Source organism: Flavobacterium lotistagni (genome assembly GCF_011392125.1).
GTDB lineage: Bacteria > Bacteroidota > Bacteroidia > Flavobacteriales > Flavobacteriaceae > Flavobacterium > Flavobacterium lotistagni.
On the sequence record NZ_JAAJBU010000003.1, the window covers coordinates 210,761 to 235,996 of the forward strand.

Annotated in this window: 19 protein-coding genes and 2 tRNA genes; 10 read left to right on the forward strand and 11 right to left on the reverse strand. The window is 41.5% G+C overall.

Annotation, left to right across the window (positions count from 1 at the left end; all coding sequences use genetic code 11):
- Nucleotides 1-78: 78 nt before the first annotated feature.
- The gene (locus tag G4D82_RS05710; RefSeq protein WP_166335456.1) at nucleotides 79-573 is read left to right on the forward strand and encodes a DUF6252 family protein; all 495 of its coding nucleotides are present in this window, start codon (nucleotides 79-81) and stop codon (nucleotides 571-573) included.
- Nucleotides 574-639: 66 nt separating this feature from the next.
- Here the strand turns inward: G4D82_RS05710 and G4D82_RS05715 are convergent, their stop codons facing one another.
- Nucleotides 640-1,323 (reverse strand): hypothetical protein, encoded by a 684-nt coding sequence (locus tag G4D82_RS05715; RefSeq protein WP_166335457.1) that lies wholly within the window; start codon nucleotides 1,321-1,323, stop codon nucleotides 640-642.
- Nucleotides 1,324-1,407: 84 nt separating this feature from the next.
- A tRNA-Leu gene (locus G4D82_RS05720) sits at nucleotides 1,408-1,489 on the reverse strand.
- Between the two features lie 165 nt (nucleotides 1,490-1,654).
- Between G4D82_RS05720 and G4D82_RS05725 the strand changes: the two genes are divergently transcribed.
- Both G4D82_RS05725 and G4D82_RS05730 read left to right on the forward strand, forming a co-directional pair.
- On the forward strand, nucleotides 1,655-3,043 hold the full coding sequence (locus G4D82_RS05725) for a dipeptidase (protein WP_166335458.1): 1,389 nt from the start codon (nucleotides 1,655-1,657) through the stop codon (nucleotides 3,041-3,043).
- Between the two features lie 284 nt (nucleotides 3,044-3,327).
- Nucleotides 3,328-3,747 carry a hypothetical protein gene (locus G4D82_RS05730; RefSeq protein ID WP_166335459.1) on the forward strand — a complete coding sequence of 140 codons (420 nt, stop codon included), beginning with the start codon at nucleotides 3,328-3,330 and terminating at the stop codon, nucleotides 3,745-3,747.
- On the opposite strand, the gene G4D82_RS05735 is transcribed toward G4D82_RS05730, so the two are convergent.
- The gene (locus G4D82_RS05735) at nucleotides 3,748-5,001 is read right to left on the reverse strand and encodes a glycosyltransferase (protein WP_317167559.1); all 1,254 of its coding nucleotides are present in this window, start codon (nucleotides 4,999-5,001) and stop codon (nucleotides 3,748-3,750) included.
- Nucleotides 5,002-5,133: 132 nt separating this feature from the next.
- Between G4D82_RS05735 and G4D82_RS05740 the strand changes: the two genes are divergently transcribed.
- The gene (locus tag G4D82_RS05740) at nucleotides 5,134-6,234 is read left to right on the forward strand and encodes a DUF4407 domain-containing protein (protein ID WP_166335460.1); all 1,101 of its coding nucleotides are present in this window, start codon (nucleotides 5,134-5,136) and stop codon (nucleotides 6,232-6,234) included.
- A 37-nt stretch (nucleotides 6,235-6,271) separates the two neighbouring features.
- Here G4D82_RS05740 and G4D82_RS05745 read toward each other — a convergent pair whose 3' ends face one another.
- Both G4D82_RS05745 and ruvC read right to left on the reverse strand, forming a co-directional pair.
- Nucleotides 6,272-6,640 carry an MmcQ/YjbR family DNA-binding protein gene (locus G4D82_RS05745; protein WP_166335461.1) on the reverse strand — a complete coding sequence of 123 codons (369 nt, stop codon included), beginning with the start codon at nucleotides 6,638-6,640 and terminating at the stop codon, nucleotides 6,272-6,274.
- A 37-nt stretch (nucleotides 6,641-6,677) separates the two neighbouring features.
- The gene (gene ruvC, locus G4D82_RS05750; RefSeq protein ID WP_166335462.1) at nucleotides 6,678-7,235 is read right to left on the reverse strand and encodes a crossover junction endodeoxyribonuclease RuvC; all 558 of its coding nucleotides are present in this window, start codon (nucleotides 7,233-7,235) and stop codon (nucleotides 6,678-6,680) included.
- A 96-nt stretch (nucleotides 7,236-7,331) separates the two neighbouring features.
- Here ruvC and G4D82_RS05755 point away from each other — a divergent pair, with 96 nt between their 5' ends.
- Complete coding sequence (locus tag G4D82_RS05755; RefSeq protein ID WP_166335463.1) at nucleotides 7,332-8,276, forward strand: hypothetical protein; 945 nt, start codon at nucleotides 7,332-7,334, stop codon at nucleotides 8,274-8,276.
- Entirely contained in the window at nucleotides 8,273-9,403 is a 1,131-nt protein-coding gene (locus G4D82_RS05760; RefSeq protein WP_166335464.1) for a glycosyltransferase family 2 protein, read from the forward strand. Before G4D82_RS05755 ends, G4D82_RS05760 begins: the two co-directional genes overlap by 4 nt.
- A 126-nt stretch (nucleotides 9,404-9,529) precedes the next feature.
- Here the strand turns inward: G4D82_RS05760 and G4D82_RS05765 are convergent, their stop codons facing one another.
- The 4 genes from G4D82_RS05765 to G4D82_RS05780 form a co-directional block, all read right to left on the reverse strand.
- The gene (locus tag G4D82_RS05765) at nucleotides 9,530-10,012 is read right to left on the reverse strand and encodes a hypothetical protein (protein WP_166335466.1); all 483 of its coding nucleotides are present in this window, start codon (nucleotides 10,010-10,012) and stop codon (nucleotides 9,530-9,532) included.
- A 249-nt stretch (nucleotides 10,013-10,261) separates the two neighbouring features.
- Nucleotides 10,262-10,335: transfer RNA gene (locus G4D82_RS05770), tRNA-Asp, on the reverse strand.
- A gap of 103 nt (nucleotides 10,336-10,438) precedes the next feature.
- A complete protein-coding gene (locus G4D82_RS05775) occupies nucleotides 10,439-11,365 on the reverse strand; it encodes a DUF58 domain-containing protein (protein ID WP_166335468.1) in 927 nt (308 codons plus the stop codon).
- 148 nt (nucleotides 11,366-11,513) lie between these two features.
- Nucleotides 11,514-14,720 (reverse strand): tail fiber domain-containing protein, encoded by a 3,207-nt coding sequence (locus tag G4D82_RS05780; RefSeq protein ID WP_166335471.1) that lies wholly within the window; start codon nucleotides 14,718-14,720, stop codon nucleotides 11,514-11,516.
- Nucleotides 14,721-14,847: 127 nt separating this feature from the next.
- Here G4D82_RS05780 and G4D82_RS05785 point away from each other — a divergent pair, with 127 nt between their 5' ends.
- Both G4D82_RS05785 and G4D82_RS05790 read left to right on the forward strand, forming a co-directional pair.
- Nucleotides 14,848-15,552: a LytR/AlgR family response regulator transcription factor gene (locus G4D82_RS05785; RefSeq protein WP_166335473.1), complete on the forward strand. Its 705-nt coding sequence runs from the start codon at nucleotides 14,848-14,850 to the stop codon at nucleotides 15,550-15,552.
- Nucleotides 15,549-17,531, forward strand: a complete 1,983-nt coding sequence (locus G4D82_RS05790) for a tetratricopeptide repeat protein (RefSeq protein ID WP_166335476.1) — start codon at nucleotides 15,549-15,551, stop codon at nucleotides 17,529-17,531. The genes G4D82_RS05785 and G4D82_RS05790 overlap by 4 nt, the downstream gene beginning before the upstream one ends.
- Here the strand turns inward: G4D82_RS05790 and G4D82_RS05795 are convergent.
- Entirely contained in the window at nucleotides 17,508-20,576 is a 3,069-nt protein-coding gene (locus G4D82_RS05795; protein WP_166335478.1) for a tail fiber domain-containing protein, read from the reverse strand. The two genes, G4D82_RS05790 and G4D82_RS05795, sit on opposite strands and share 24 nt — an antisense overlap.
- A 144-nt stretch (nucleotides 20,577-20,720) precedes the next feature.
- Here G4D82_RS05795 and G4D82_RS05800 point away from each other — a divergent pair, with 144 nt between their 5' ends.
- Nucleotides 20,721-21,422: a LytR/AlgR family response regulator transcription factor gene (locus tag G4D82_RS05800; protein ID WP_166335480.1), complete on the forward strand. Its 702-nt coding sequence runs from the start codon at nucleotides 20,721-20,723 to the stop codon at nucleotides 21,420-21,422.
- On the forward strand, nucleotides 21,419-23,410 hold the full coding sequence (locus G4D82_RS05805; RefSeq protein ID WP_166335483.1) for a tetratricopeptide repeat-containing sensor histidine kinase: 1,992 nt from the start codon (nucleotides 21,419-21,421) through the stop codon (nucleotides 23,408-23,410). The genes G4D82_RS05800 and G4D82_RS05805 overlap by 4 nt, the downstream gene beginning before the upstream one ends.
- 3 nt (nucleotides 23,411-23,413) lie before the next feature.
- Here G4D82_RS05805 and G4D82_RS05810 read toward each other — a convergent pair whose 3' ends face one another.
- Nucleotides 23,414-25,120, reverse strand: coding sequence for a hypothetical protein (locus G4D82_RS05810; protein ID WP_166335485.1), 1,707 nt, complete (start codon nucleotides 25,118-25,120; stop codon nucleotides 23,414-23,416).
- Between the last annotated feature and the right edge of the window lie 116 nt (nucleotides 25,121-25,236).

A 25,236-nucleotide genomic window follows, 5' to 3' on the forward strand; every position in this document is an offset into this window, starting at 1 on the left:
AAACGGTGTTTTTTTTCGGCATTTCATTAGAATATATCCTTTAAAAAGTTATTTTTGTTTCTCAAAATTTAAAAACGAATGAAAAAAATTCTTTGTTTGCTATTCATTGCCGCCACTTTGGCTTCGTGCGGTGAAGACATACGAAATGACAATACCGGAGTGTTCAGAGGCATTAAAGATAATGGTTTGTGGGAAGGCGGAAATGCCAAAGCTACCATTGGTGTAGGCAGCAAACTGACCATTGAAGCAGTTACCCTGACTGAAATTATGAGTTTGAGAATTCAACTGCCACCGCTTTCAATAGACCCACGAAACGAGAATACTTTTGTTCGTTACGCCTTAGGTACCAACAATGTAAATTATGCCTCCTATATATTAACAACTCCAACAGAGCAATTTATTTATAAAACCGGTATCGGAGTTGGGGATGGTGAAGTAGTCATTTCACAATATGACGGCAATACCGTTTCAGGTACTTTCCGTTTTAATGCTTTTAATGAAGACCCTGATTCAGAAGGTCAACCTGTAGTGAATTTACAGGAAGGGGTTTTCTATAAGGTTCCTGTTAATTAAAATCAAAAAAAAGACAACTATTAAAACCGTCTCGGCTTGAGGCGGTTTTTTTATTGGCAATGAAATTTATTTGATAATCTTGTCAATAGCTTCCCGCACTTTCTCTATAGAATAGGTTTTACAATCTACTTTTTCGGCTGCTTGCCTTTCGGTTAAAAATATATTGAAGTCTTCGCAATCTTTAATGAAATCAAATTCTTTTTTGTCGACATCGAACACTACTGCTTTCAATTCATCCATACTTGAGGCAACAGCTCCTCCAACAGCGCCGCCCATTCCGTAAGCGAAGCCTTTTTTCCATGCGTTAAAGAAAACACCCTCCATATAGAGAAACCGACCGTCTTTTAAAACGCGGTGATAGGAATTGGGGTTGCTTCCTTCTTCATTTTTATTGCCTTTCTTAGCATACTTCGTGAAATACTTTTGTTCAATATATAAGCTGCCGCGAAATGAAACTGCAAATACATTGCTCAGTTTGGTAGAGTCCGATTTGGTAATAAAAAACAACTGGTCTGCATCAACGTCAAAAGCAATTGGCTTCATACCGCGCACAGTTCTTTTGAGCAGTAAAGGATATGGTGTTCGCTTTTTTTGGATGAAGTCGTCGATAGTTATGTAGAACCCGTCGGGATAATCTTTCACAGCATACATCTTTACCAAACTGGATTCAGGTTGCGGCACTATTTCTTGTGCAAATCCCGAAAAGGCGAGCAGGTACATCGGCAGCAATAAATATTTTATCTTCATCATATCTTGTAATTTAAAGAAGAAACGAATAGGCCAAAAAAAACAAAAAATCCCTAAAACTTTGAACATTTTAGGGACTTTCTTCTGTGCGGGTAATAGGACTCGAACCTACACGCCTTGCGGCACCAGATCCTAAGTCTGGCACGTCTACCAATTTCGCCATACCCGCGAAAACTGGGTGCAAATATAGCCATAACTTTGAAATAACCAAACAACAAATTCCAAATTCCATTTTTTTTTCAAATGCCCAGTTTTCAGTTGGAATTTAGTTCTTGAATTTTGGAATTTCCAACCCCGTATTTGTATATTTGAAACTATCAATTTCAAAAATTTTATGGACAATATAAAATCCTATGTGCAGCAGCACAAAGACCGCTTTATCAACGAACTGATCGAGCTTCTGAAAATTCCATCGGTAAGTGCTGATCCAGCTTATTCCCAAGATGTCATCGACACCGCCAACGCGGTCAAAGAAAGTCTCGAAAAGGCCGGCTGCGATGTAGTCGAAATATGTGACACTCCAGGCTATCCGATTGTTTATGGAGAGAAAATCATCGATAGAAACTTGCCCACCGTTTTAGTCTACGGCCATTACGATGTACAACCACCCGACCCGATGGACCTCTGGACTTCACCGCCATTCGAACCTGTCATAAAAACGACCGAAATCCATCCAGAAGGCGCCATTTTCGCCAGAGGTTCTTGTGATGACAAAGGCCAGATGTACATGCACGTCAAAGCCTTAGAATATATGGTACAGTCGAATACTTTACCTTGCAATGTGAAGTTTATGATTGAAGGTGAAGAGGAAGTCGGCTCGAAAAGTTTGGGCTGGTTCGTAGAGCGCAATCAGGAAAAACTCAAAAACGACGTCATTCTGATTTCCGATACCGGCATGATTTCCAACCAACAACCTTCAATTACCACTGGGCTCCGCGGCCTAAGCTATGTAGAAGTCGAAGTAACCGGCCCGAACCGAGATTTACATTCAGGATTGTATGGCGGCGCGGTAGCCAATCCGATCAATGTATTGGCGAAAATGATCGCTTCCCTACACGACGAAAACAACCACATTACCATTCCTGGTTTTTACGACAAAGTAGAAGAATTATCTGCCGCCGAACGTGCCGAAATGGCCAAAGCTCCGTTTGATTTGGAGAAATATAAAAAAGCCTTAGACCTCAACGACATTTATGGCGAAAAAGGCTATGTGACCAACGAGAGAAATTCCATCCGCCCAACTTTAGATGTCAACGGCATTTGGGGCGGCTATACCGGCGAAGGTGCAAAAACTGTCATTGCCAGCAAAGCCTACGCAAAAATCTCGATGCGATTGGTGCCTCACCAAGATTGGGAAGAAATCACCGAATTGTTCACCAAACATTTCGAGAGCATCGCTCCGGCAGGCGTTACCGTCAAAGTAAAACCGCACCACGGTGGGCAAGGTTACGTAACCCCGATTGACAGCATCGGCTACAAGGCGGCTAACAAAGCTTATACGGAAACTTTCGGCGTTCCGGCTATTCCGGTGCGTTCTGGCGGCAGCATTCCGATTGTCGCGCTGTTTGAAAAAGAACTCAAAAGCAAAACGATCCTCATGGGTTTCGGTCTGGATTCCGACGCGATCCATTCGCCAAATGAGCATTTCGGGATTTTTAACTTCCTTAAAGGCATCGAAACCATTCCGCTGTTTTACAAGTATTTCGTGGAGCTCAGCCAATAAATCTTAACACGAATTCCACTAATTAGCACTAATTTTTCGTGTCAATTGGTGGAATTCGTGTTTATTCTTTGGGCGTTTCCCTGCGGGCCGGGCTTTCCGTTGCAATCTTTTACGCTGAACACCAGCGCAAAAGGATTTCCACTGCTATCCCTAACGCAAACCATGGCCGTCAGGAATTTTTGGCTCTTGATCGGATAATCGATTATAAAGCGAGCCATTGAACCCTTTGTCAATAACTTTCTGTAAAAACCCGATTCCATATCTAAATTAAACGGTTTAAGAAAATGCGCTTTATAAAAATAGCGGCCTGTTTGCTGCTCATCCTAAGTGGGGTGGGCTGTAAAATCAACCAATACAAGGACAAGCAGAAACAAGGGCGTTGGGTTTACCGCGATACAGTCAATGGCATTGTTTACCTTACCAAAGGAAAATACAAAAAAGGTATGGAAAAGAAAACCTGGAAGTACTATGCCGGGAAGACCCTCATCAAAAAAGAAAAATATGAACATGAGATTTGCAGAGTGACTACCTATCACGACAATGGCGCTATTTCGTCCCTAGGCCAAACCAAGTTGGTGGTAACCGAGACCGAGATGCATTGGTATTATTTCGACCAGTGGTATTATTTTGATCCCAATGGCAAACCGATTGCCGTCAAAAAATATGAAAACGGGACGTTGGTTCAAGAAACCGAAACCAACTGACTACTTTTTATTTTTGGCCTCGATCCAGCGCGACATATATTTGGTACTCGCTGCGGTGTGATGCAGTAATATCGAGCCCAAAAAGTTGGCCTGTCGATGCGATTTCACCGTCTGGTAAACACTCAAAATCCGTTCAATAAAGTCGTTTTCAAACAAAGATTGCTTATGCCGATTGTTTACAATTGCAACCCCATTTTGTTGGCATTGATTCCATGATTTTTCGTCTACATATAAACTGATAGCTGCTTCAGCAATGGCTTCGGGTGAGTCGGCAATAATTCCGTTCCATGGCATACTTCCGCACATTGATTCAGCGCCAATATTAGTAGTGACACTCGGCGTTCCGCATTGCATCGCTTCGAGCAATTTGCCTTTCGCGCCCGCTCCAAAACGAATCGGAGCCAAAACAACACGTGCTTGCCCGACTACTTTAGCCGCATTTTCTGCTCTTCCCATTATCAAAAACCGCTCTTTAGGCTGGTTCAATTGCAGCGCCTTTTGCGACGGATAAGAACCATAAACTCGCATCGAAGCTTCGGGTAATTTTTGATACACCAGCGGCCAAATGGTTTCTTTTAAATACTGTACGGTGTTCCAATTGGGTTCGTGCAGAAAATTCCCGACAAAAATAAAGTCTTGCCGCGCTTCAAACCCAATCCAGTTCTTGGTTATTGTCTCATCAATTTCATCGACCAAAAAAGGCAAATAGTGCAGCAGATTTGAGTCGATTTTGAATTGGTTTTGCAACAATTCCATTTCAAATTCTGAAATAATCAAAGAGATATCGCACCTTAAAATACTGGCGATTTCCCTTTTGGCGGTATCGGAATACAAATCATCAAGTCTAAAGTCGCGCTTCTCTTTAAAAGCTTTTTGCCGCGCGGCCCGCAAGCAATGCAGGTCTTCGGTGTCTAGCATTCGCAGAGCATCGGGGCAATTTTCTGCTACACGCCAGCCGAATTGTTCTTCCACCATGAAGCGGTCGAACAAAACAACCATCGGGTGCAGCGCCTTAACCCAACGGTCAAAACCAGAATCATTCATTTGGATCGCCACTTTCTCAATCCCAAGTGAAGCCAAATCGAAACTCCATTCGCTTTCGGTTGCAGCACTGGCAAAAGTGATTTTCCAACCCTGTTTCTGAAACAAAACTATGAGTTGCAACATGCGCGAACCAGCCGCTGAAGAAGCAGGTTCAGGCCATACGGTGCCAATAATGAGTAGCGAAAAAGTGGTTTTCATAATGCCTTGCAAAATAACACATTTTGGCCGCAACGGTTAAAAAATAAATTCCAGACTGTAACAACTTGAAAATTTCGGCGTTACATAAACTAAATCATCATCAAAAAATCAGCCTCGGGAAACTAAGGCATCAAATCAATCATCATGTTAAAATCGTTTTTTATTCTCTGTTCTGGCGCCGACAAAAACCTGCTTCGGGATTGCTCCCAGGGCGAACAAACCAAGTTCGTCGGCATTGGCGCCACAGTTTTCTTTACTGCTGTAATGGCCTTTATTGCAAGTGCGTATGCGCTTTTCACAGTTTTTGACAGTGTTTACCCTGCAATCCTTTTCGGTGTTGTTTGGGGTTTTTTAATTTTCAACCTCGACCGTTTTATTGTTTCTACCATCCGCAAGCGGGATAGTTTCTTGAGCGAATTCCTGCAAGCGTCACCGAGGATTCTGTTGGCGATTATCATTGCTATTGTGATTTCAAAACCGCTTGAAATTAAAATTTTCGAGAAGGAAATCAACACGGTGCTACTCAAAGAAAAGAATGCTATGGCGCTGAACAATAAGAAGGAAGTTGCGGGTTATTTCCAATCTGACCTCGATAAGAACCAGACAAAAATCGATAGCCTCAAATCTGAAATCACTAAAAAAGAAATAGAAGTCAATTCGCTTTATCAAACCTATATTGCCGAAGCAGAAGGCACAAAAGGCACTATGAAAATGGGGAAAGGCCCTGTATTCAAGGAAAAAATCGCTAAGCACGATCAGGCCAAAGCCGAACTCGATACCTTGCGCAAAAACAACTTGACAAAAATTGCCGAACACGAAAAAAAAATCAAAACCCTACAAGCCGATCTGGACCAAAAAGTCACACAAACCCAGCCAATCATTGACGGTTTCGACGGGCTCATGGCGCGCATCAACGCCTTGGGCAAATTGCCTCTGGTTCCTTCGCTGTTTATCATGCTGCTGTTTTTTGCGATAGAAACTTCACCGATTATTGCCAAACTGCTGTCTCCAAAAGGCGAATACGATTTTAAGCTAGAAGACATCGAAACTGCGCTCAAAGCCACACTATCGCAAGACAAATACCAACGTGATTTACTGGTAAAAACCAGCGCTTCCATGCACGACAAAGTATATGCAGATATAGCCCAAGATAAAAAACTCTACGAGTTGCAGCGCAAAAAGGCCACTGAACTGCTCGAATTGCAAGCCAACGGCTTTCTCGAAAAACAAAAGAGAACACTTTAAAAAAAACAACCCGGCAAAATCACTGTCGGGTTTTTGTTTACTTGCCGGACAAAACTTCCGCTTGTATTTTTTTTGTGAGGCTTTTAAAAACCAATTCGTAAGAATGGTCAATAAGTTCTTTCAGGAAAGCATCGTTTACTTCGCGGTTAATTTTGACGGTGTTCCAGTGCACTTTACTCATGTGGTAACCCGGCTGAATGTCATCATATTGCGCGCGTAATTCCTCACCCCAAACTGGATCGCATTTAAGATTCACGGCAGGGTTTCCGGCTTCCCATTCTTTGAGCGAAGCGAGTGCGAACATCTTTCCGCCTACTTTAAAAACCAAAGTATCCTCGTCGAACGGGAAATGTTCGGTCACTCCTTTTTTAGATAGGCAATAGTCGAAGTATTGTTGGATGTTCATGAAATAGTAATTAGTAGTTAGGAGTTAGTGCGAATGCTTACTGCTTTTTAATTCGTTCTTCATTCTGTTTCACAAACGCATCCCAGCCTGAATAACTTTTCTCGCCGATTGTTTTTCCCGAATTAAAGAAATGACAAACCGCAGCCGCCAAGCCATCGGTGCTGTCAAGGTTTTTAGGAAGCGTTTTCAAGCCCAACAACTGCTGGAGCATTTTGGCTACTTGCTCCTTGCTGGCGTTTCCGTTTCCGGTAATGGCCATCTTGATTTTCTTGGGTTCGTATTCGGTAATGGGAATTTGGCGCGATAATCCGGCAGCCATGGCTACACCTTGAGCGCGACCCAGTTTAAGCATCGACTGGACGTTCTTTCCGAAAAAAGGCGCTTCGATGGCAATTTCATCCGGATGGTGCGTCTCGATGAGTTCTATCGTGCGTTCAAAAATCACTTTAAGCTTGGTGTAATGGTCGTCGTATTTGCTCAAAATCAATTCGTTGAGTTGGAGGAATTCCATTTTTTTATGGACGACTTTGATGATGCCGAAACCCATAATAGTCGTTCCGGGATCAATGCCTAAGATAATGCGTTCGTTTGCCATATTGAAACACAGATTGCACAGATTTTCACAGATTATTGATTGAAAATCCTGACGCGTTTTGAATGCTTTGGAATTATATTGCTTTACTTTGCAGCGATGATTGCAATTCCCAACAAAGCTAAACAATTCCTAGTCTTTGCCGTTAAAGTTTTAATTGTTTGTGCGGCTTTTTACTTTATTTACCAACAACTGTCGGACAACCCACAATTGGATTGGCAGCAATTTGTGGTTTTGTTCAAGAAAAATTACTCAATAAGCGGCGTTTTATTTTTGTTGCTGCTCAGTTTTTTGAACCGGTTTTTTGAGATTTTAAAATGGCAAAATCTGGTGTCGTCGTTCCGAAGCATTTCCTTAAGCCAAGCCACTGCCCAAGTTTTAGGGGCTTTGACCGCCGGGATTTTTACCCCGAATGGTTTGGGTGAATATGCCGGAAAAGCCCTGTTTTACGAAAAGGCAAAGGCCAAAAAAATCGTGTTTCTGAACCTGGTTTGTAATGGCATTCAAATGTTGCTCACGGTAGTTTTCGGGATTTTAGGGCTGTTGTATTTCAACACGCAATATCCCATCATCACTTCGCAAGCCGTGGCTATTGTTACCGGATTGTGTTTGTTCTTGTTTCTTGGCTCTTTCTTCTTAAAAAAATTCACTGTCAAAGGCTATTCTATTGAAAAACTGATTCGCAAAATCAATGAAATTCCCAAACCTGTTCATCAGAAAAATGTGGTTTTGGGTTGGTGCCGTTATTTGGTTTTTTCGCACCAATATTATTTTTTGCTCTTGGCTTTTCAGGTGCAATTGCCTTATTTTTTGGTAATGTCGGCCGTGACTAGTGTTTATTTTCTGGCTTCATCGTTACCGAGTTTTCAGTTCCTAGATTTTGCTGTGAAAGGCAGTGTGGCAGTTTATTTCTTTGGTTTTTTGGGCGTTAACCAGTGGATTGTTATATTTATCACCACGCTGATGTGGTTGCTCAATGTGGTCATTCCGGTGGTGATTGGCAGTTATTATGTCTTGAATTTTAAACTCAAACCAACTCCATGATACTTGTGTTTTTTTTAATCATGCTGGTGTATGTGCTCACGATGGCCCAGCTGATCATTGGTTTTGGCAAAATAACATCAACGCCTTTTAAAGCAGTTCAGCCCAGAACTTTTTTCGCCCTTGTGGTTCCGTTTCGCAATGAAAGCCGGAATTTGCCTTTACTTTTAGAAAGCATTAAAAACCTGAACTACCCGAAAGATTTGTTCGAAATTATTTTGGTGGACGATGCTTCGGGTGACGATTCGGTAAAGCAAATCTACAATTGGCGCATGGAAAACGGCGTCTTTCAAACCACGCTTTTAGAAAATATCCGGTTGTCGGATTCACCGAAGAAAGATGCGATTTCGCGCGCGGTTCCTATAGTGCAACACGATTGGATTGTTACTACTGATGCCGATTGTTTGTTGCCCGAAAATTGGTTGTTGGCTCTAGATCAACACATTCAAAGCCACGAAGTGGAGCTAATTGTTGGAGCAGTGAAATATGATGCCAAGCATACGTTGCTACACCATTTCCAGCAACTGGACTTGATGAGTTTGCAAGGCACGACGATCGGAAGTTTTGGAATGGGCTTGGGCTTTTTGTGCAACGGCGCGAATTTGTGTTATACCAAGAATTTATTCACCAAGCTACACGGTTTTGTCGGCAACAATCAAATCGCGAGCGGTGATGATGTTTTTCTGTTGCAAAAGGCGATGCGTGAATGTCCGGATAAAGTTAGTTTCTTGAAATCGACTGAAATTATTGTACGGACAAAACCCGAATCAAGTTGGGCCGCATTATTTTCACAGCGGGTGCGTTGGGCTTCAAAAACCGGGAATTATTACAGTGTTTTTGGAAAAGATTTGGCTGTGATCGTGTTTTTGGCGAACTTTTCCCTGATTGTATGTTGTGGATTGACGATTCTTGGCTCTCGGCTTTTGGCCCCTGAAATGCTGGTCGCCTTGTTTGGATTGAAGTTCTTCACCGATGCAATTTTGCTCTATAAAACCAATCGATTTTTGCAAACTAAAAGTTTATGGTGGCTTTTGCCTGCGAGTGTGATTTACCCGTTTTTTTGTGTGAGTGTCGCGGTGTTCTCCTGGTTTGGAAATTATACTTGGAAAGGCCGCAAGTTCAAAAGATAACGCAAAGCCCTAGCCCGGATGGCAGCGGCATCCTTTTGTGCCTCGGTTGGTGCTTTTCTGTGCGATTTGGCCTCCACACAAAAGATATAGCGGACAGCCGGAACAGCTTCTTAAAAAATAAATTCCTTAACGTTTTTCGACATTCAAAATCACCGGAAGGACGAATTGCGTCTTGACCGGAATGCCGCGTTTGATGGCCGGGCTGACTTTCGGGAAATCGACTAGGCGGGTTTTGATGATGCTGTCGATTTTGGCTGTGTCGTAAGAAAGCGAGTCGAGTTGTGGCTCGAAAACGAGGTTCGAATCGGCCGAAACGGTAACTTTTACGTTGATGGTGTCGAGTTGCGGATATAAAACACTAAGCGTGTCGCCATTGAGCTTTTGTTGGATGAGTTGGGTGAGATACTCAAAAAAGCACTGTTTTTTCTGGGTTTTGTCTGCCACGGAATCGCAAGAGGCGAATTGAGGCAGCTCATCGACTTGGGTCCAATTGATGCTTTTGAGTTCTTTTTCCAGCAGCGTTTTCTCGTCGGGAACCTGATTGGTGAAATACTGGCAGGAAGAAATGCTCAGCAAAATCAGGATCAATAAGGCAATTCGTTTTTTCATCTGGGCAAGCCACTAGGGTTTAAGACTGGCTAAAAGTACAATTTTATTTTAAAAGTACTGAAAATTGTTTGGCTTCGGTGTGGCCTAAAAAACAAAAAAGCCATCCACAAAAGTGGAAAGCTTTTCATTGGTCTAACTACTAAACCAGCTGCGAGTTACAAAGTCGCAGCGAAAACAACACAACTATCTTCGGCGTTCGCCTTTGGGACAAAAAAGGTTTCCGTTTCCGAAAACCTTTTCCCAATTTTGCGGTCTGGACGGGACTCGAACCCGCGACCCCATGCGTGACAGGCATGTATTCTAACCAACTGAACTACCAAACCTCTGCATCATTGTGCGCGATCTTGCGATTGCGGTTGCAAATATAGAACAGATTTTTGTATCTGCAAGCGATTGGGTGAAAATATTTTTGAATTTAATTTTTGCTTAACCAAACGATTGTTTTTCAACCAAATAAGTGGTCAGGATTTTCTCGAAATCGGCACCTACATTCACAGGAACATACTTGATTTTATTCTGAATACAAGTCTCGGCGATTTTTTTGAAATAGGCTGCAACGTTTTTCTCGTAAATTTCCTTGACGTTGTCGGCAAAAAGCGTCACTTCTTCACCATTTTCGATATCGATAAACTTGCGAGGTACATTGTCGTAATCAAAATGCAATTCGGTTTTGTCGTCGATAACGTGAAACAGAACCACTTTGTGCTTGTCGTGTTTGAGGTGTTGCAAGGCGTTGAATAGTTTGCTGTCGTCGTCGGTTTGCAACATATCGGTAAAAAGCACAATCATCGAACGGCGGTGGATTTTCTCTGCGATTTGGTGCAAGAACGTTGAGGTATCGGTGGTTTTTGTTGTGGCAGGTGAATCGAGTATTTCTTCGAGTTTACTGAGCAACATGCGGTGGTGGCGATCGCTGCCTTTCTCGGGCGCATAATATTCGTAAGTGTCAGAATATAAACTCAATCCTACGGCGTCACGTTGCTTTTTAAGTAAGTTCATCAACACCGCCGAAGCCAGTACCGAAAAGCCAATTTTGCTTTCGTAGAACGGTTGGCCATCTTTTAGCTTCGGATAGTGCATCGATGAGGAATTATCTACAATTAAATGACAACGCAAATTGGTTTCTTCCTCGAAACGTTTGGTGTATAAACGATCGGTTTTGGCAAACAATTTCCAGTCGATGTGCTTGGTACTTTCGCCGGAATTGTAAACTTTATGCTCGGCAAATTCGGCAGAAAATCCGTGAAATGGCGATTTGTGCATGCCCGATATAAAGCCTTCCACCACTTGGTTGGCCAGCAGTTCTAGGTGTTGGAAACTCGATATTCTCTGTAATTGCGATTCGATGTTCATGGGTCAAATGTAGCGAATCGAGCTAGGATTAAAAAGCTAAAAGAATCTAAAAAAACAAAACAGTAGTATTTGGCAAATGATTGTCAGAACTTATAGATTGGCTCGGAAAAACACAAAGCGCAATAATACGGATATAGCTCACTACAAACTACTGCTTCCATTTTTCTTCCAAGGCTTTTAAACGCGATTGCAACTCCAGATTGATTTGTTGTTGCAACTCGACCTGTTTTTTGAGTTGCTCCACTTCGGATTGATGATGTTCTATAGCGGTTGTTTTTGTATTCAGCTCTTTGATCGCATTGATTGAAGCCACTAAAATGCTGTGCATGTTGAAATTGAGAAATCCGTCATCATCGACTTGAACGGCATCCGGAAAAAGCGGTTGGACTTCTTGAGCAATGAATCCGGCGAATTCAGTATCTAACACTTCTTGCTCAAATTTTCGGTCGCCATTATTTTTGTAATGGTAGCGAATGGGTTGCAATTGAATGATTTCGTTCAAGCCTTTGGTATAATGACCATCAACTGTTTTTAATCTGCTATCTGAAACGACTGTCCACGTAGTTGAACCGGGTTTTCTGCCTTCGTTTAACGAAAGTTCGAATTGTCCGCCAGGTGTTGCGGTTCCGATGCCGACGTCGCCCGTTGCAGTAATTCTCATTCGTTCTGACAAAGCGCCCGCATTATTGGTTTTCATCATCAAATAGCCTGAATTACTATTGAGAACACTATTGGTTTTTCTTCCTTCGATTGAGGCAAAATTTCGTTGTAGCAAAGCCGCATCGTCAATCATTCCGCCCAAGGTAATCGAACCCCCAATATCGGCTGCTTGCGGATTGTTGGTACGAACTAATAAATTCCCATCAACACCAAAAGTAGTGGTTACATTTTCATCTTGAATGTCCAATCGCGTTTGCGGTGCATTAGTTCCAATGCCGACATTGACACTTGCTGTTGCACCGTTTATTCCGTTGATGCTTCCCAAAACCATTGCATTGCTAGCAGCTACTTCTGCTCGATATCCAATGGCAGTAGCGTTGGTTAAGCTTCCCGAAGCAACATCGGCTTCATAACCAAAACAAGAATTGTTAGAACCGGTAAAATTTGATCTTAAAGCAAAGGAACCCACGGCAGAGTTTGAAGCCCCCGTTGTATTACTATCTAAAGAAGCGCTTCCAATCCCAACATTAGAAACTCCTGTTGAATTGTCCGCTAAAGCAAGAACACCAATAGCCGTATTTAAGCTTCCAGATACATTCGCAGCCATAGAAGCCACCCCAATTGAAATATTTTCATTTCCTATGGTGTTATTTTGCATTGAATTATATCCAAAAGCAGAGTTTGAAGTTCCTGTAGTATTATTGATTAAAGATCCATATCCAACTGCTGAGTTATTATTACCTGTTGTATTTGAGTCTAATGAATTTGTACCAAAAGCAACATTATTAGTTCCAGTGGTATTGGCTCTCATCGATTCAAAGCCAAACGCCGAATTCCCACTTGCTGTATTGTTTTCTAATGCGTAAAAGCCAAATGCCGAGTTATTATTGCCAGTTGTATTGACATTCAATGATGATGCGCCAAAAGCTGAATTTGAGTTTCCTGTTGTGTTATTTAGCATGGATGCAATTCCGAAAGCACTATTACTTTGTCCGTTTGTATTATCCAAAAGAGTCAATGACCCAAAAGCTGCGTTAGAATTACCCGTTGTGTTTGCTGATAATGCAGAGCTACCAAAAGCGGAATTTCCAAATCCTGTAGTATTTAATCGTAACGAATTAAAACCAAAAGCCGAATTGCCATTAGCGGTATTGTTCGCTAATGATTGATAACCAAAAGCCGAATTTTCATTTCCAACAGTATTAGTCGACAATGAAGAAGCTCCAACGGCAGTATTGCTAGTTCCGGTTGTATTGGAAAGCAAGGCGTTATAACCGAAAGCAACATTGTCGTTTGCCGTTGTATTCGCGTTCAATGCACTATTCCCGAAAGCAGCATTTCTAGCACCTGTTGTGTTAGCTCCAAGCGCCGAATTACCGAAAGCCGAATTGGAATTACCAATCGTATTTGAAAACAAAGTATACGAACCAAAAGCGGAATTGGCCGATGCCGTGGTGTTATTGGTCATTGCGTAAGCTCCAAAAGCCGAATTCAAGCTTCCGGTGGTATTGTCAATTAATGAAGTGCTACCAAAGGAAGAATTATTACTTCCTGTGGTAGTGAATAATTGCGAACTGTTTCCGAAGGCCGAGTTTCCTTGACCTGTTGTGTTGGATGCTAAAGTTGATCTTCCAAAAGCCGAATTGCCAGTTCCAGTCACATTTGAAGACAGCGAATTATATCCAAATGCCGAATTGACATTGCCAGTAGTATTATTTCGAAGGGAAAAATAACCAAAAGCAGCGTTTTCTGTTCCTGAGGTATTCTTTTCAAGAGCCGAATAACCAAAAGCCGATAATCCGTTTGTGGTAGTTGCCGCATTTAAAGCAAAAGTACCAAAAGCCGCATTATACTGCCCGGTCGTATTAGAATACATAGATGAATTTCCGAAAACAGTATTGAACCTGCCTGTTGTATTGTTAGCCAGTGATTGATTTCCAAAAGCATTATTATTGTCTCCTGTGGTATTTAGTTGCATCGAATTAAAACCGAATGAAGCGTTATTGTGCCCCGATATATTAGAAATCAGCGCATTTTGACCAAAGGCTGAATTGTAATATCCAGTTGTATTGGAACTTAGAGTGGCAAATCCGACTGCTGTGTTACTATTTCCTGTGGTGTTACTAAACATCGCATTTCTGCCCAAGGCCACATTCTGCTGCCCGGTTGTATTAGACAGTAGTGCATTAGAACCAAAAGCCGCGTTTTCAATTCCTGTCGACAACGGATTCAAGGCATTGGTTCCAAATGAAGTTGTTGTAAATGCTAATAATCCAGCGCGAGTGTTTCCTCTTTTAAAAACTACATCAGCATTATTTGTAGTTCCAATGAAATGTGTTGCTGCATTAATTCCAGAATTTCCGGTAATTGACCAACCCGATGTTTGATTATTTCCTACAGCAATCCAATCGGAAGTGGTATTGTCCCAATAATAAAATCCTTTAGACTTTGGGTTGCCCGAAAAAGTAATGTCAGTGGTCAAATACACCATCATTCCTTGTTGCGCCGCAGTTGGGTTCGTGGCCGCAAAGGCATCTATTTTCGGAACCAACAATCCGTCAGTATTGCTGGGCGTGGCTTGATTGCTTGAACTAATATCCAATTGGGCATTGGGCAAAGTCGTGTTGATTCCCACTTGAGAAAAACAATAATTTGCCATCAAAAAAGAGCTTATAAATAGTAGCTTGGCTTTCATACTATGAATTTAATCAACCAAATTGCCACTTTCCTTTTTAATAAAAAACCACTAATAGACCAACGACATTTTAAATAGACCAACGACATGAATGCAATTTTTTTTACATTTGAGAGATTCTTAGAGTATGAGAAAACTAAACTGTATTATTGTTGACGATGATGAAATCGATCGATTGACGGTACTTTCGTATGCTAGAAAATTTGAAAACCTAAACATTCTTGGTGTTTTTGAGTCGGCGGTTTCGGCTTTGAAAATCATTCAAAAAGAATCGATAGATATTCTTTTTTTAGACATTGACATGGACCAAATGAGCGGTTTAGAGTTTCGGAAAAAAGCAAGCGAAGTACCGGTCTGTATTTTCATCACATCGCACCCAGAACATGCCCTAGAGAGTTTCGAATTGGAAACCTTAGACTTTATGGTAAAACCAATCAAGAGCGATCGGTTTACCCAAACCATGCGTCGGATTGAAGAGTTTATGGAAATCAGACTCAAAGCACAACTTTTTGAATCGAGTATTGGAGGCGATACGATATACATCAAAGAAGGCCAAGAGCAAACCAAAGTAAAACTCCACGAGATATTGTATTTAGAAGCCTTGAAAGATTATACTTTGGTCGTAACCCATCAAAAAAGGCATTGTGTATTTTCTGGAATCGGCAATTTATTGAAGGAAAGTCATTTTCAGTCATTTGTTCGAGTTCACCGAAGTTTTGCCGTTCAAAAACAGTATGTCGACAAAAAACTTACCCATGAAATTGTGTTGAATAATGGGGTTTCTATTCCTATTGGCAGAAGTTACAAAGCCGTTGCAACGAGTTTATTATGAGAAAGATAGTTGCCTTTTTTGCATTGCTTTTTCCTTATTTGTTGGTTTCTCAAAGCCATCAAAGTCAATGGATCAGCAAAGTCTCGAGAATGAAAGACGATACTTTGAAAGTCAATTATTACCACCAAATTGCTCAAGGTTACCCGGCAGCTGATTCTAGCCAAACCACTTTATATTTAAGAAAAAGCCTCGAATTGGCTCAGAAACTCAACTGGAATGACGGTGTAGCACAATCTTATTTTCTTCTAGGAGAACATTATTTAGGTTTGTACCATCGCTCGAAAGCATTTTCCAATTTTCAACTGGCTTTGCGCAACACTAAGAATCCGAAAATTCGCGCCAATATTTATTTTTCCATTGGCGATGTATATCTTGAAGAGAGCAATTATGTTCAAGCGCTAGCCACGTATCACCAGGCTTTAAAATTATTTGAAACTACAAATGACAAAAAAGGGATTGTCAAGGTTTTGATCTCAATGGGAAGTTTGTATACCGGTTTTGGTAAAAACAAAGAAGCCCTAGAGAGTTATAATCGAGCATTGAAAGTGAGTAAAACCGTCAGTAATTTTAAAGAAGAAATTATTTTAAGAGGCATTGGAACCGTCTACTACAATTTCGGAGAGAATCAAAAATCACTCGACTATTTGAATCGAAGTCTGACACTCATCAAAGCCCAAAAAGATGCCAATCTCGAATCGCGTTTACTGTCTGATTTGGCGTTGGTTTTTTTAGAAATGAAACAATACCAAAAAGCGATTCATTACAGTCAGGCGTCGCTCAAAACTGATCCTTCGATACTTGGTAAAAAGCACAATACTTCGTTTAGTTTTGGAGTAATTGGCGATTCATATATCGAGATAGCAAAACAAGAAAAGAACAATCGAAAATCTATAGACAGTGCTATTTTTTATTTGGAAAAAGCGGCAAAATTGCACCGCGAGTTAAACAGCTTGCGCGGTTTGTATGACGATTATGAAAGCATATATGAAGCCCAAAAACTCAAAGGCAATTATGCCAAAGCCCTAGAATATTTCGAGCGTTGTACTATTTTTAAAGATTCGATGTACAATTCTGACAACAAGGAAACCATCAAAAACCTCGAAGACAAAAGAGCCATCGAATTGCGCGACCGTGAAATCAAGATCAACCAACTGAAAATCGAAACCAAAGAAAAACAAAAATGGTTCTTCCTCTCAGGAATTGCTTTTTTGGTCATCATTGGAGGCTTACTGTTTTATCAGAGTCGGAACCGCAAAAAAAACAACGAAAAACTGCAACTTTTGAATGCCGAATTAAAACAAGCAAACCGCAATAAAACCCGTTTTTTTAGTATTTTGAATCACGATTTACGCAGCCCAATTTCGAATTTGATTCACTTTTTACACCTACAAAAAAACAGTCCTGATTTACTGGATTCAGAAACCCGCGAACGATTGAGTGAAACTACACTAGAATCAGCAGAAAATTTACTGCATTCGATGGAGGATTTGTTGCTGTGGAGCAAAGGGCAAATGGAGCATTTTAAACCTGATTTTAAAACCGTTTCGGTCGAGAAAATCTTCCAAGATACCGCGCTTTATTTTAGCAGTGAAAAAATCAAAATCAACTTTGAAAACGCGAGCCAACTGGTTTTGACAACCGATGAAAACTACCTGAAAACCATTGTTCGGAACCTGACCGGAAATGCACTAAAAGCGCTTTCGCAAACACCGAATCCTACTATTACTTGGAAGGCGTTTACCCAAGACAATCAAATTTTTTTGAGCATCACCGATAATGGCCCGGGTGCCGATCAAGAGCAACTGAAGGCGCTCTATGACGAAAGCGAAATCGTCGGCGTCAAATCGGGATTAGGGCTGCATCTGATACGCGATTTGGCCCGGGCTATCGGATGTTCGATTAAGGTAGCATCTGAAAAAAATGCTGGCAGTACCTTTACCTTAACTTTTGAGGCATCAACGTTTGATGAATTGCTCTAATTTTTCAAGTCTTGTAGCTAAATCTTGCAATTGTTTTTGTTGTTGTTCGATGATTTGTTGCTGTTCTTGTACAGCTTTGACCAGCGGAACTACAAATTCACCGTAGCGCAATCCGTAGTAATCGTTTTCGTTTTTGGGTTTGTCCACTCCGGAGAATTCATAGCCGATAGATTGGGCAGCGGCTTCGACATCCTGAGCCAAAAACCCTGAATATACCGAACTTGGAAGCTGGCTTACATAGGCAACCTTTTCATCATCAGATTGGTCTTTGTGCGTGAAATCATAAACTTTTCGGGCATTGACATGATAGGTTACTGGTTTGAGTTTGCTTATGAAACTCAGTCCGGGAACATTTTCTTGAATATCTTCTTTAAAACGTTTGTCTGACAAAGTCGTCCAACCTACTTGACCGCCGATGCTGGCAATTCCGGTATCACCCACACGCACTTGGTTATTAGCGGTAACAGTTACTCCATCGCCCAAAGCCATTGAATTGCTAAAATTCCCGGTAATGTAAGTGGAGCTGCCCACCGCGGTATTAAAACTGTTGTTGGTCAAACCTGACAGAGCCAGTGAACCAATAGCCACATTTCGGGTTCCACCGGTTTGTTGGTAGGCTGTTCGATATCCAAGCGCGGTATTGTTATTCGCCGTTGACACCCTTAAAGCATCAACGCCAATGGCCGTGTTTTGATTTCCTGTAGAATTGCTGGCAAGAGCGTAATAGCCAAGGGCAGCGTTGTTGTTACCGGTGCTATTTTGCGACATTGCATTAGAGCCCACAGCAGTATTGGGTGTACCTGAGGAATTGCCAAATAAGGCATTGTTTCCAACAGCCACATTATCTGAAGCCGTGTTGGTATACAAAGTATTAGTTCCGACAGCAGTATTGTTGTTTCCACTGTTATTTGAATACATTGAAGAACTACCGATGGCAACATTACTACTCCCTGAACTATTGTAATACATTGTGGCAATTCCTTGTGCTACATTGAAATTTCCCGAAAGATTGGAATATAAAGAAAAGGCACCTACTGCTGAATTATTGGAACCCGCATTGTTGTTGCGCAATGCAGCAGAACCAAATGCTGAATTAGAATTACTGGTTATGTTTGACAAAAGAGCGCTGTGCCCAAAGGCGCAATTGTTATCGCCTGTTGTATTGGCCGATAAAGCACTCTTGCCAAAAGCACTGTTGTTTAATGTTGTAGCAGATAAACCTAAAGCCGATAAACCAAAACTAGTTGCGTTTATACCTATTTTCCCAGAAACCGTGGCATTTCTCTTAAAAACCAAATCGGCATTGTCAGAAGTTCCGATGAAATGAGTATCCGGATTCGTCCCCGAATTTCCGTTCAACAGCCAACCTACATTTCCCATTACAGATGAAGGATTTTGCCAAGTAACATTCCCAGAGGCATCGGTTTGCATGATTTGTCCGTTGGTTCCGCGTTGCAGTGGCATGATGTAATTGTTTGTTCCGAAAAAACCATCATTCGGGCCAATGGAGACTCGTCCTAAGAAGTAACCGCTGTAGCTATTGCTATCATCCGGAACCATCGAATAAATACCATAATTTGTTCCTGTTCCACCAGCGCTGGATATTTCAGCCGCATATCCAAATCGATCTTCTGTAGAAGCGGCATTACTATTATTCAATTGCGCATAGCTGCCGTAATACCTAGTTAAACCGCTTCCGTTGATTTGGGCATAATTTCCAAAAACGTATTGGGTATTATCCGTTGTTGAATCATCTATTAACGTATAAATGCCATGAGCACCATTGGGGGCAATAATATAATTTGAAACACCTATAGCATGTGCCGTTCCAGAAGATAAAAGGTCATTTTCAACCCCAACCATGTTGCCTCCATCTCCATTAAAACGATTCAGCAATCCGTAGTGCGCTGTGTTTCTACCAAAGGATTCAAAATAATTATATTGCCCGTAGTCATCATTCGATGTGCTCTGAAAAAAGTTGTAACTGCCATATTTGTATGAATTAACCCCTGATCTAAAATAATTGTATGATCCATATGTAAGGGCTAGGTTCCCGCTGCCTTCAAAGGTACTTTTGATGCCGTAGTGCGATGAATTATCACTACTTAAAAATTGATTTTCAACCCCAACTTGTTCGCCGGCTGAGTAGGCACTAAAGATATTTCGGCAGCCAAACTTAGGCGATAATCCTGCGTTGTCAAATTGATTTTTCAAACCGGTAATTTCATAGGTCGATACATTACCGCCGGCTGATCCGTCAAACTGATTGGATACACCCAAAGTTTTACCGTTATTACTGTCTTCAAAATAGTTCTTCACTCCGGCCACATCACTTGTGTTGAGCGGATTTAAACTAAAAAGCTGGTTGTCAATTCCGGTGCGTTCTCCGGTTCCTGGCGCGTTGACAATGTTCTCGATTCCAACGGCCGATTGAGTTTGCGAAGTACTGGTTTCAAGGCCGGTCATTAAAGCAGTTTTAGGACCCGTACCATCCAAAGAAACTGAACTGTAAATTCCGTATTTTGGGTTTGTACCTGTGGCATTGTTTTCAATGGTGGCTCCGTAGGTAATACCACCTGCGGAAGTATTGTTGTTGTTGACCTTTAATCCGTTGAAAAGTCCGGCTCCGTTTCCGGTGACTACGTCTAATTTAGAAGCGGTTCCAGCTCCCGGTCCAATGGTCACTTTATCGGTATTGTAGTTGGATTTCATCACACCGGTTCCAGCTCCTGACCAATCATCGTCGGTTCCGCCCAAAGCCAACCAAGTTGTTGTAGGATTGTTCCAATAATAAAACCCCGGAGATTTACCCGCTGAAGTCGTCGTTAAATACACCATCATGCCTTGTTGTGCAGCGGTTGGATTGGTGGCCGGGAAAGCATCAATTTTGGGAATAATCACACCATCGGTATTGGCCGGTGTGGCCTGATTGCTCGATTTGATTTCGAGTTGGGCATTGGGCGTGGTGGTGTTGATACCAACCTGCCCAGACATAGCTTGCGCAATAAAACAAACTATGAATAAAAGTTGCAGCCTTGTTTTCATAATTTAATATTTCAGGCAAAGTTGCTGTCTTGATTTGGGCTTAAAAACAGCCAATAGACCAACGTCGTTTTAAATAGACGAGTGTAGATTGGAAGCTTTTTTCTGGTATGTATTTTTTTGTATTTTTGAACAAATGACTTGCGAATGAGCTTACATCCGTGCTTGATTATTGACGACGATGAAATAGACCGACTCACGGTTTTGGCACACGCCAAGAAACATGATTGTTTGAAAATAAACGGTGTTTACAGCTCGGCCGAAGAGGCATTAAAACGCGGAGTTCCGCCCGATACAGACATTTTGTTTTTGGATATTGACATGCCCGGCCTGAGCGGATTAGAATTCAGAAAAATCATGCAACAAGTTCCGGTTTGTATTTTTATCACGGCACACTCGGAACATGCCGCTGAGTGCTTTGGTCTAGAAACTTTAGATTTTATTATCAAACCAGTCAAGAAAGATCGCTTTGCACAAACCATTGCCCGCATAGAACAGTATTTTGACCTTCGCCAAAAAGCGGCTTTATTTGAAAAAAGTGTCGGCACTGATTCGGTAATCATCAAAGAAGGACACAAGGAAACGCGCATCAAGATTCAAGAGATTCTGTATCTGGAGGCGCTTAAAGATTACACGCTCATTATCACACCTCAAAAAAAACATTGCGTGCTCTCGAGCTTGGGCAATTTACTCAAAGAATCCTATTTTCAATCTTTTGTGCGTGTCCATCGAAGTTACGCCGTGCAGAAAAACCATGTTCAATATACCGCGCCGCTTGAAGTAGGTCTCTCTGGGGGCATCAAAATTCCGATTGGTCGCAGTTATAAAGATTTATTAGATTTCTCATGAAAAAAATCGTTTTGTTTTTATTAGCCTTTCAGGGTTTGATGGCACAACCTCCGGCCATCAAGAAAAAGATGGATTCTCTACAGATCGCCCTGAACCAAAATCCACCTGCAGCAGCAAAGTCAAAAATCTATACTGAACTGGCTAAAATATACCGAAACATCAACCCAAACCAAGGTTTAGATTTCGGACATAAAGCCATGGAAATTGCTCAAAAACTCAGCAACCCTGATTTGATTGCCACAGCGCATATGGCCCAAGGCGTGAATTTGAATAACCTCGGGCAAATTGATTCGGCCAAAGCACATTATGACCGCGCTCTCAAATTGGCCAAAGAAACTGTCCTTAAAGCAGATGTTCACCAGTTACTTGCCAAGTATTACTTGTCTGAGGGTGATTATTCGCAGAGTTTAAAAAACAGCTTGTTGGCTTTGAAAATCTACGAATCCCAAAACAACCTCAAAGGAATTGCCGAGGCCAATTACCTCATGGGCACCGTATATAATTACATCGAAAACCCAGAGAAAGCGATTAGCCATTATCAAAAAGCATTGGCCATAGCCAAAAAAATGAATAATCCGGCCAGTATTTGCGCCAATCTCATGGGCATCGGATTTCAGTATCAAAACAAAGGCGAGTATCTCAAAGCTTTGCCTTATTTAGAGCAATCTTTAGAGATGGCACAAAAAGCCGGTGACCCTTTTTCATTGGGCAACGCCTGTAAGTCAATCGCTGAGATTAACTTTAAATTAAATCGCCTTGAAAAGTCTATTGAGTTTCTCAACCAATCTGAAACCTATGCTTCCCAAACCGGAAATTTGCGGCTCATTTATTCGATTTATTTTTTACGCGGAAAAATCTACCTCAGTCTGTATGAAAAGGGTACGCGACTGCCCGGTGTAAATTTGCTCAATGATGCCGAAAGCAATTTTAAGAAGTGTATTGAAGGTGACCAAAACAGCGGAAACTTGGCCGTCATTGCCCAATGCTATGAATTGCTGTCTAAAGTATACAGTTACCAAAAAAAGTATAAAGAAGCTTTTGAAACCCACGAACGCTATACTTTGTACCAAGATACTTTGTATAGTGAGGAATCTAAGCAAACCATACAGTCGCTCGAAGACCAACGTACTATTGAGCTAAAAAACAAAGAAATTCAACTCAACAAAGTCAAACTTGAATCTGAAAGTAGACAAAAATACCTTTACATATCGGGTCTTGTTTTCTTGTTGCTCATCGGAGGTTTGCTTTGGTTTCAGAACCGACAAAGGCAAAAAGCCAATCAAAAATTACAATTGCTCAACCAAGATTTAGAGCAAGCCAACCGAAATAAAACACGTTTTTTTAGTATTTTGAATCACGATTTGCGCGCGCCGGTTTCGAATTTGATTCACTTTTTGCACCTTCAAAAAGAAAACCCCGATTTGCTTGATGACCAAACCAAAGTGCGTTTTGAAAAGAAAATCATTACCGGAGCTGAAGATTTGCTTGCTTCAATGGAAGATATCTTGCTGTGGAGCAAAAGCCAAATGGAGCAGTTCAAGCCCAATCTGAAGAAAACATCGATTCATCAGGTTTTTCAGGATACACAAAAAGTCTTTTCAGGATACATGAACATTGATTTTAGCTACGAAATTCAAGAAAATCTTTTCGCAAATACAGATGAAAACTGTTTGAAAACCATCATTCGAAATCTTACTAGTAATGCCATTAATGCGTTTGCCGGAACAGAAAAACCATCCATTCGGTGGAACGCACAACAAGATGACCATCAAATCATTTTGACCATTACCGACAATGGGCCAGGCGCCGAAGAGCAACAATTTAAAGCCTTATACGACACAGACCAAAAAGTGGGAATTAAGTCTGGTTTGGGTTTGCACTTGGTGCGCGATTTGGCTAAATCTATCGAGGCTAAAATCGAGGTGAAAAGTCAAATCGGGCAAGGAACTACTATTCAAATCAGCTTGCCCAAGAAATCTTCTTTGTAAAGCTTATTCTTCATAAGTTACCAAAACACGAATGGGTTTTGAGAGAATACTGCTTGAATTACTTGACTTGGTCCAGATAACAACACTGGTGGTTGTAATGTAATAGTCGTATTCGTAACCAATGGAACCATTATAGGAAGGCGGCACAAAATTTCCGGCGGTGTATTCAACCATCACGTTGACCGATAAAATTTTATTGCTGCTCACACCATGTGCGATAAATGTTGAATTTCCTTGTGTAGCTCCGGTGGTTCCGGTAAGCTTAATCATCTTGACGGCGGGTGCATTTGATCCCAATTTGGTAAAACCATTGACTTCGAGTTCGGCAGTGGGTGTGCTGGTGCCGATACCGACTTCTCCGGTGCCTTTGATGCGCATTTTTTCGGTAAAGGCAGCACTGTTTCCCGAGCCAAACACAATATCTTCAGCAGTCGTTGGCGTGTGAATTTGAAAAAGATTGCTTTGAATTCCTATTCCGTAATGATTGCCCGAATTTCCGTACAACGCAATTTTATCACCGTATTGGTCTGAAAAATGAAGTGGGAAATTCGGATTGGTTCCAATTCCTACATTGCCGTTGCCTTTGATGCGCATTCGTTCGTTAAAAGCATTGCTCTCGCCAAATCCGAACGCAATATCGTCTGCATTGGTAGCGGAATGAATTTGTAATAAACCACCTTGAACACCCAATCCGTAGTGATTGCCCAATCCGCCCCACAAGGATATTTTGTCACCCGTTGTTGAAGAAAAATGCAAAGGATAGGTAGGCATGAAAGGTCCTAAAGCCATATTTCCAGTTGCAGACAAAACCATTCGCAAGGTATTTCCGCTGGTACGGAATTGCATGCAGTCAGTATAACCGGGTGTATTGTATAAAATTCCTCCATTGGTAGCCGTGGAATTGGCTCCGAAAAGAATTCCAGATTCAGTACCTGAAAGAATGTTTAAATAACTAGAGCCTGAGTTTTCAAGGGTTGCCAAAGCATTGATGTTAGGGATCATGGTTGAGTTGCCGTTTCTGATATGCAATTTTGACTGCGGATTTGAAGTGCCTATGCCCACATCGCCCCAACCAGTAAAACGAACATTTTCAGTAAATGACAAACTATTTCCGTAGCCAAAACCAATGCTGCTTCCAGGATTGGAACTGAATATTTGCAACAAACTGTTGTCAATCCCAAAACCATAACTTTTAGACGGCCCCGTATTATACAAACAAATTTTATCGCCAACGATTGATTTAAATTCCATCGGGTAGGTTGGATTGACACCTCCGACTCCAATTTTACCGGTATTGTCAATTTTCAATCTCTCAGTATCATTGGTTTTGATGATGAGCGATTGATTGTCTTTGGTGCCCAAAAAATTTGATACAGGATTGGTTGCGCTGTTTCCGTTGAGCGACCATTGATGCGTTCCGCCAATACTGATCCAATTGCTTGCGGTTTGGCTCCAATAGTAAAACCCGGGTAAATTAAGCCCGGAAGTTGTTGTGAGATACACCATCATACCGTCTTGACTTGAAGTCGGATTCACCGCCGGAAATGCATCTATCTTAGGAATCAATATTCCGTCATGAGCTGTAGGCGCTGATTGATTGCTCGAACGAATATCCAGTTGAGCATCGGGCGCAGTAGTACCAATTCCCACTTGGGAAAAACTTATTTGTTCGAAAAAAAGCAACATGAAAAGCAACAATAAACGAATCATACTTCTAAAAGATTTATCAAGACTCTTCAAATTTAGAATGAGCGGCGCAGATGTAAACTAATCCATACACCAACAACCTTTTAAAAGGATATATAACATCTTTTGAGCTCAAAAAA

Excerpts from the sequence above, each read along its gene's own strand:
- G4D82_RS05800 (WP_166335480.1), top strand. The coding sequence starts at position 20,721 with ATGAGCTTACATCCGTGCTTGATTATTGACGACGATGAAATAGACCGA.
- G4D82_RS05760 (WP_166335464.1), top strand. The coding sequence starts at position 8,273 with ATGATACTTGTGTTTTTTTTAATCATGCTGGTGTATGTGCTCACGATG.
- G4D82_RS05805 (WP_166335483.1), top strand. The coding sequence starts at position 21,419 with ATGAAAAAAATCGTTTTGTTTTTATTAGCCTTTCAGGGTTTGATGGCA.
- G4D82_RS05710 (WP_166335456.1), top strand. The coding sequence starts at position 79 with ATGAAAAAAATTCTTTGTTTGCTATTCATTGCCGCCACTTTGGCTTCG.
- G4D82_RS05790 (WP_166335476.1), top strand. The coding sequence starts at position 15,549 with ATGAGAAAGATAGTTGCCTTTTTTGCATTGCTTTTTCCTTATTTGTTG.
- ruvC (WP_166335462.1), bottom strand. The coding sequence starts at position 7,235 with ATGGCAAACGAACGCATTATCTTAGGCATTGATCCCGGAACGACTATT.
- G4D82_RS05715 (WP_166335457.1), bottom strand. The coding sequence starts at position 1,323 with ATGATGAAGATAAAATATTTATTGCTGCCGATGTACCTGCTCGCCTTT.
- G4D82_RS05755 (WP_166335463.1), top strand. The coding sequence starts at position 7,332 with ATGATTGCAATTCCCAACAAAGCTAAACAATTCCTAGTCTTTGCCGTT.
- G4D82_RS05775 (WP_166335468.1), bottom strand. The coding sequence starts at position 11,365 with ATGAACATCGAATCGCAATTACAGAGAATATCGAGTTTCCAACACCTA.
- G4D82_RS05740 (WP_166335460.1), top strand. The coding sequence starts at position 5,134 with ATGTTAAAATCGTTTTTTATTCTCTGTTCTGGCGCCGACAAAAACCTG.
- G4D82_RS05725 (WP_166335458.1), top strand. The coding sequence starts at position 1,655 with ATGGACAATATAAAATCCTATGTGCAGCAGCACAAAGACCGCTTTATC.
- G4D82_RS05785 (WP_166335473.1), top strand. The coding sequence starts at position 14,848 with ATGAGAAAACTAAACTGTATTATTGTTGACGATGATGAAATCGATCGA.
- G4D82_RS05780 (WP_166335471.1), bottom strand. The coding sequence starts at position 14,720 with ATGAAAGCCAAGCTACTATTTATAAGCTCTTTTTTGATGGCAAATTAT.
- G4D82_RS05765 (WP_166335466.1), bottom strand. The coding sequence starts at position 10,012 with ATGAAAAAACGAATTGCCTTATTGATCCTGATTTTGCTGAGCATTTCT.
- G4D82_RS05730 (WP_166335459.1), top strand. The coding sequence starts at position 3,328 with ATGCGCTTTATAAAAATAGCGGCCTGTTTGCTGCTCATCCTAAGTGGG.
- G4D82_RS05810 (WP_166335485.1), bottom strand. The coding sequence starts at position 25,120 with ATGATTCGTTTATTGTTGCTTTTCATGTTGCTTTTTTTCGAACAAATA.
- G4D82_RS05795 (WP_166335478.1), bottom strand. The coding sequence starts at position 20,576 with ATGAAAACAAGGCTGCAACTTTTATTCATAGTTTGTTTTATTGCGCAA.
- G4D82_RS05745 (WP_166335461.1), bottom strand. The coding sequence starts at position 6,640 with ATGAACATCCAACAATACTTCGACTATTGCCTATCTAAAAAAGGAGTG.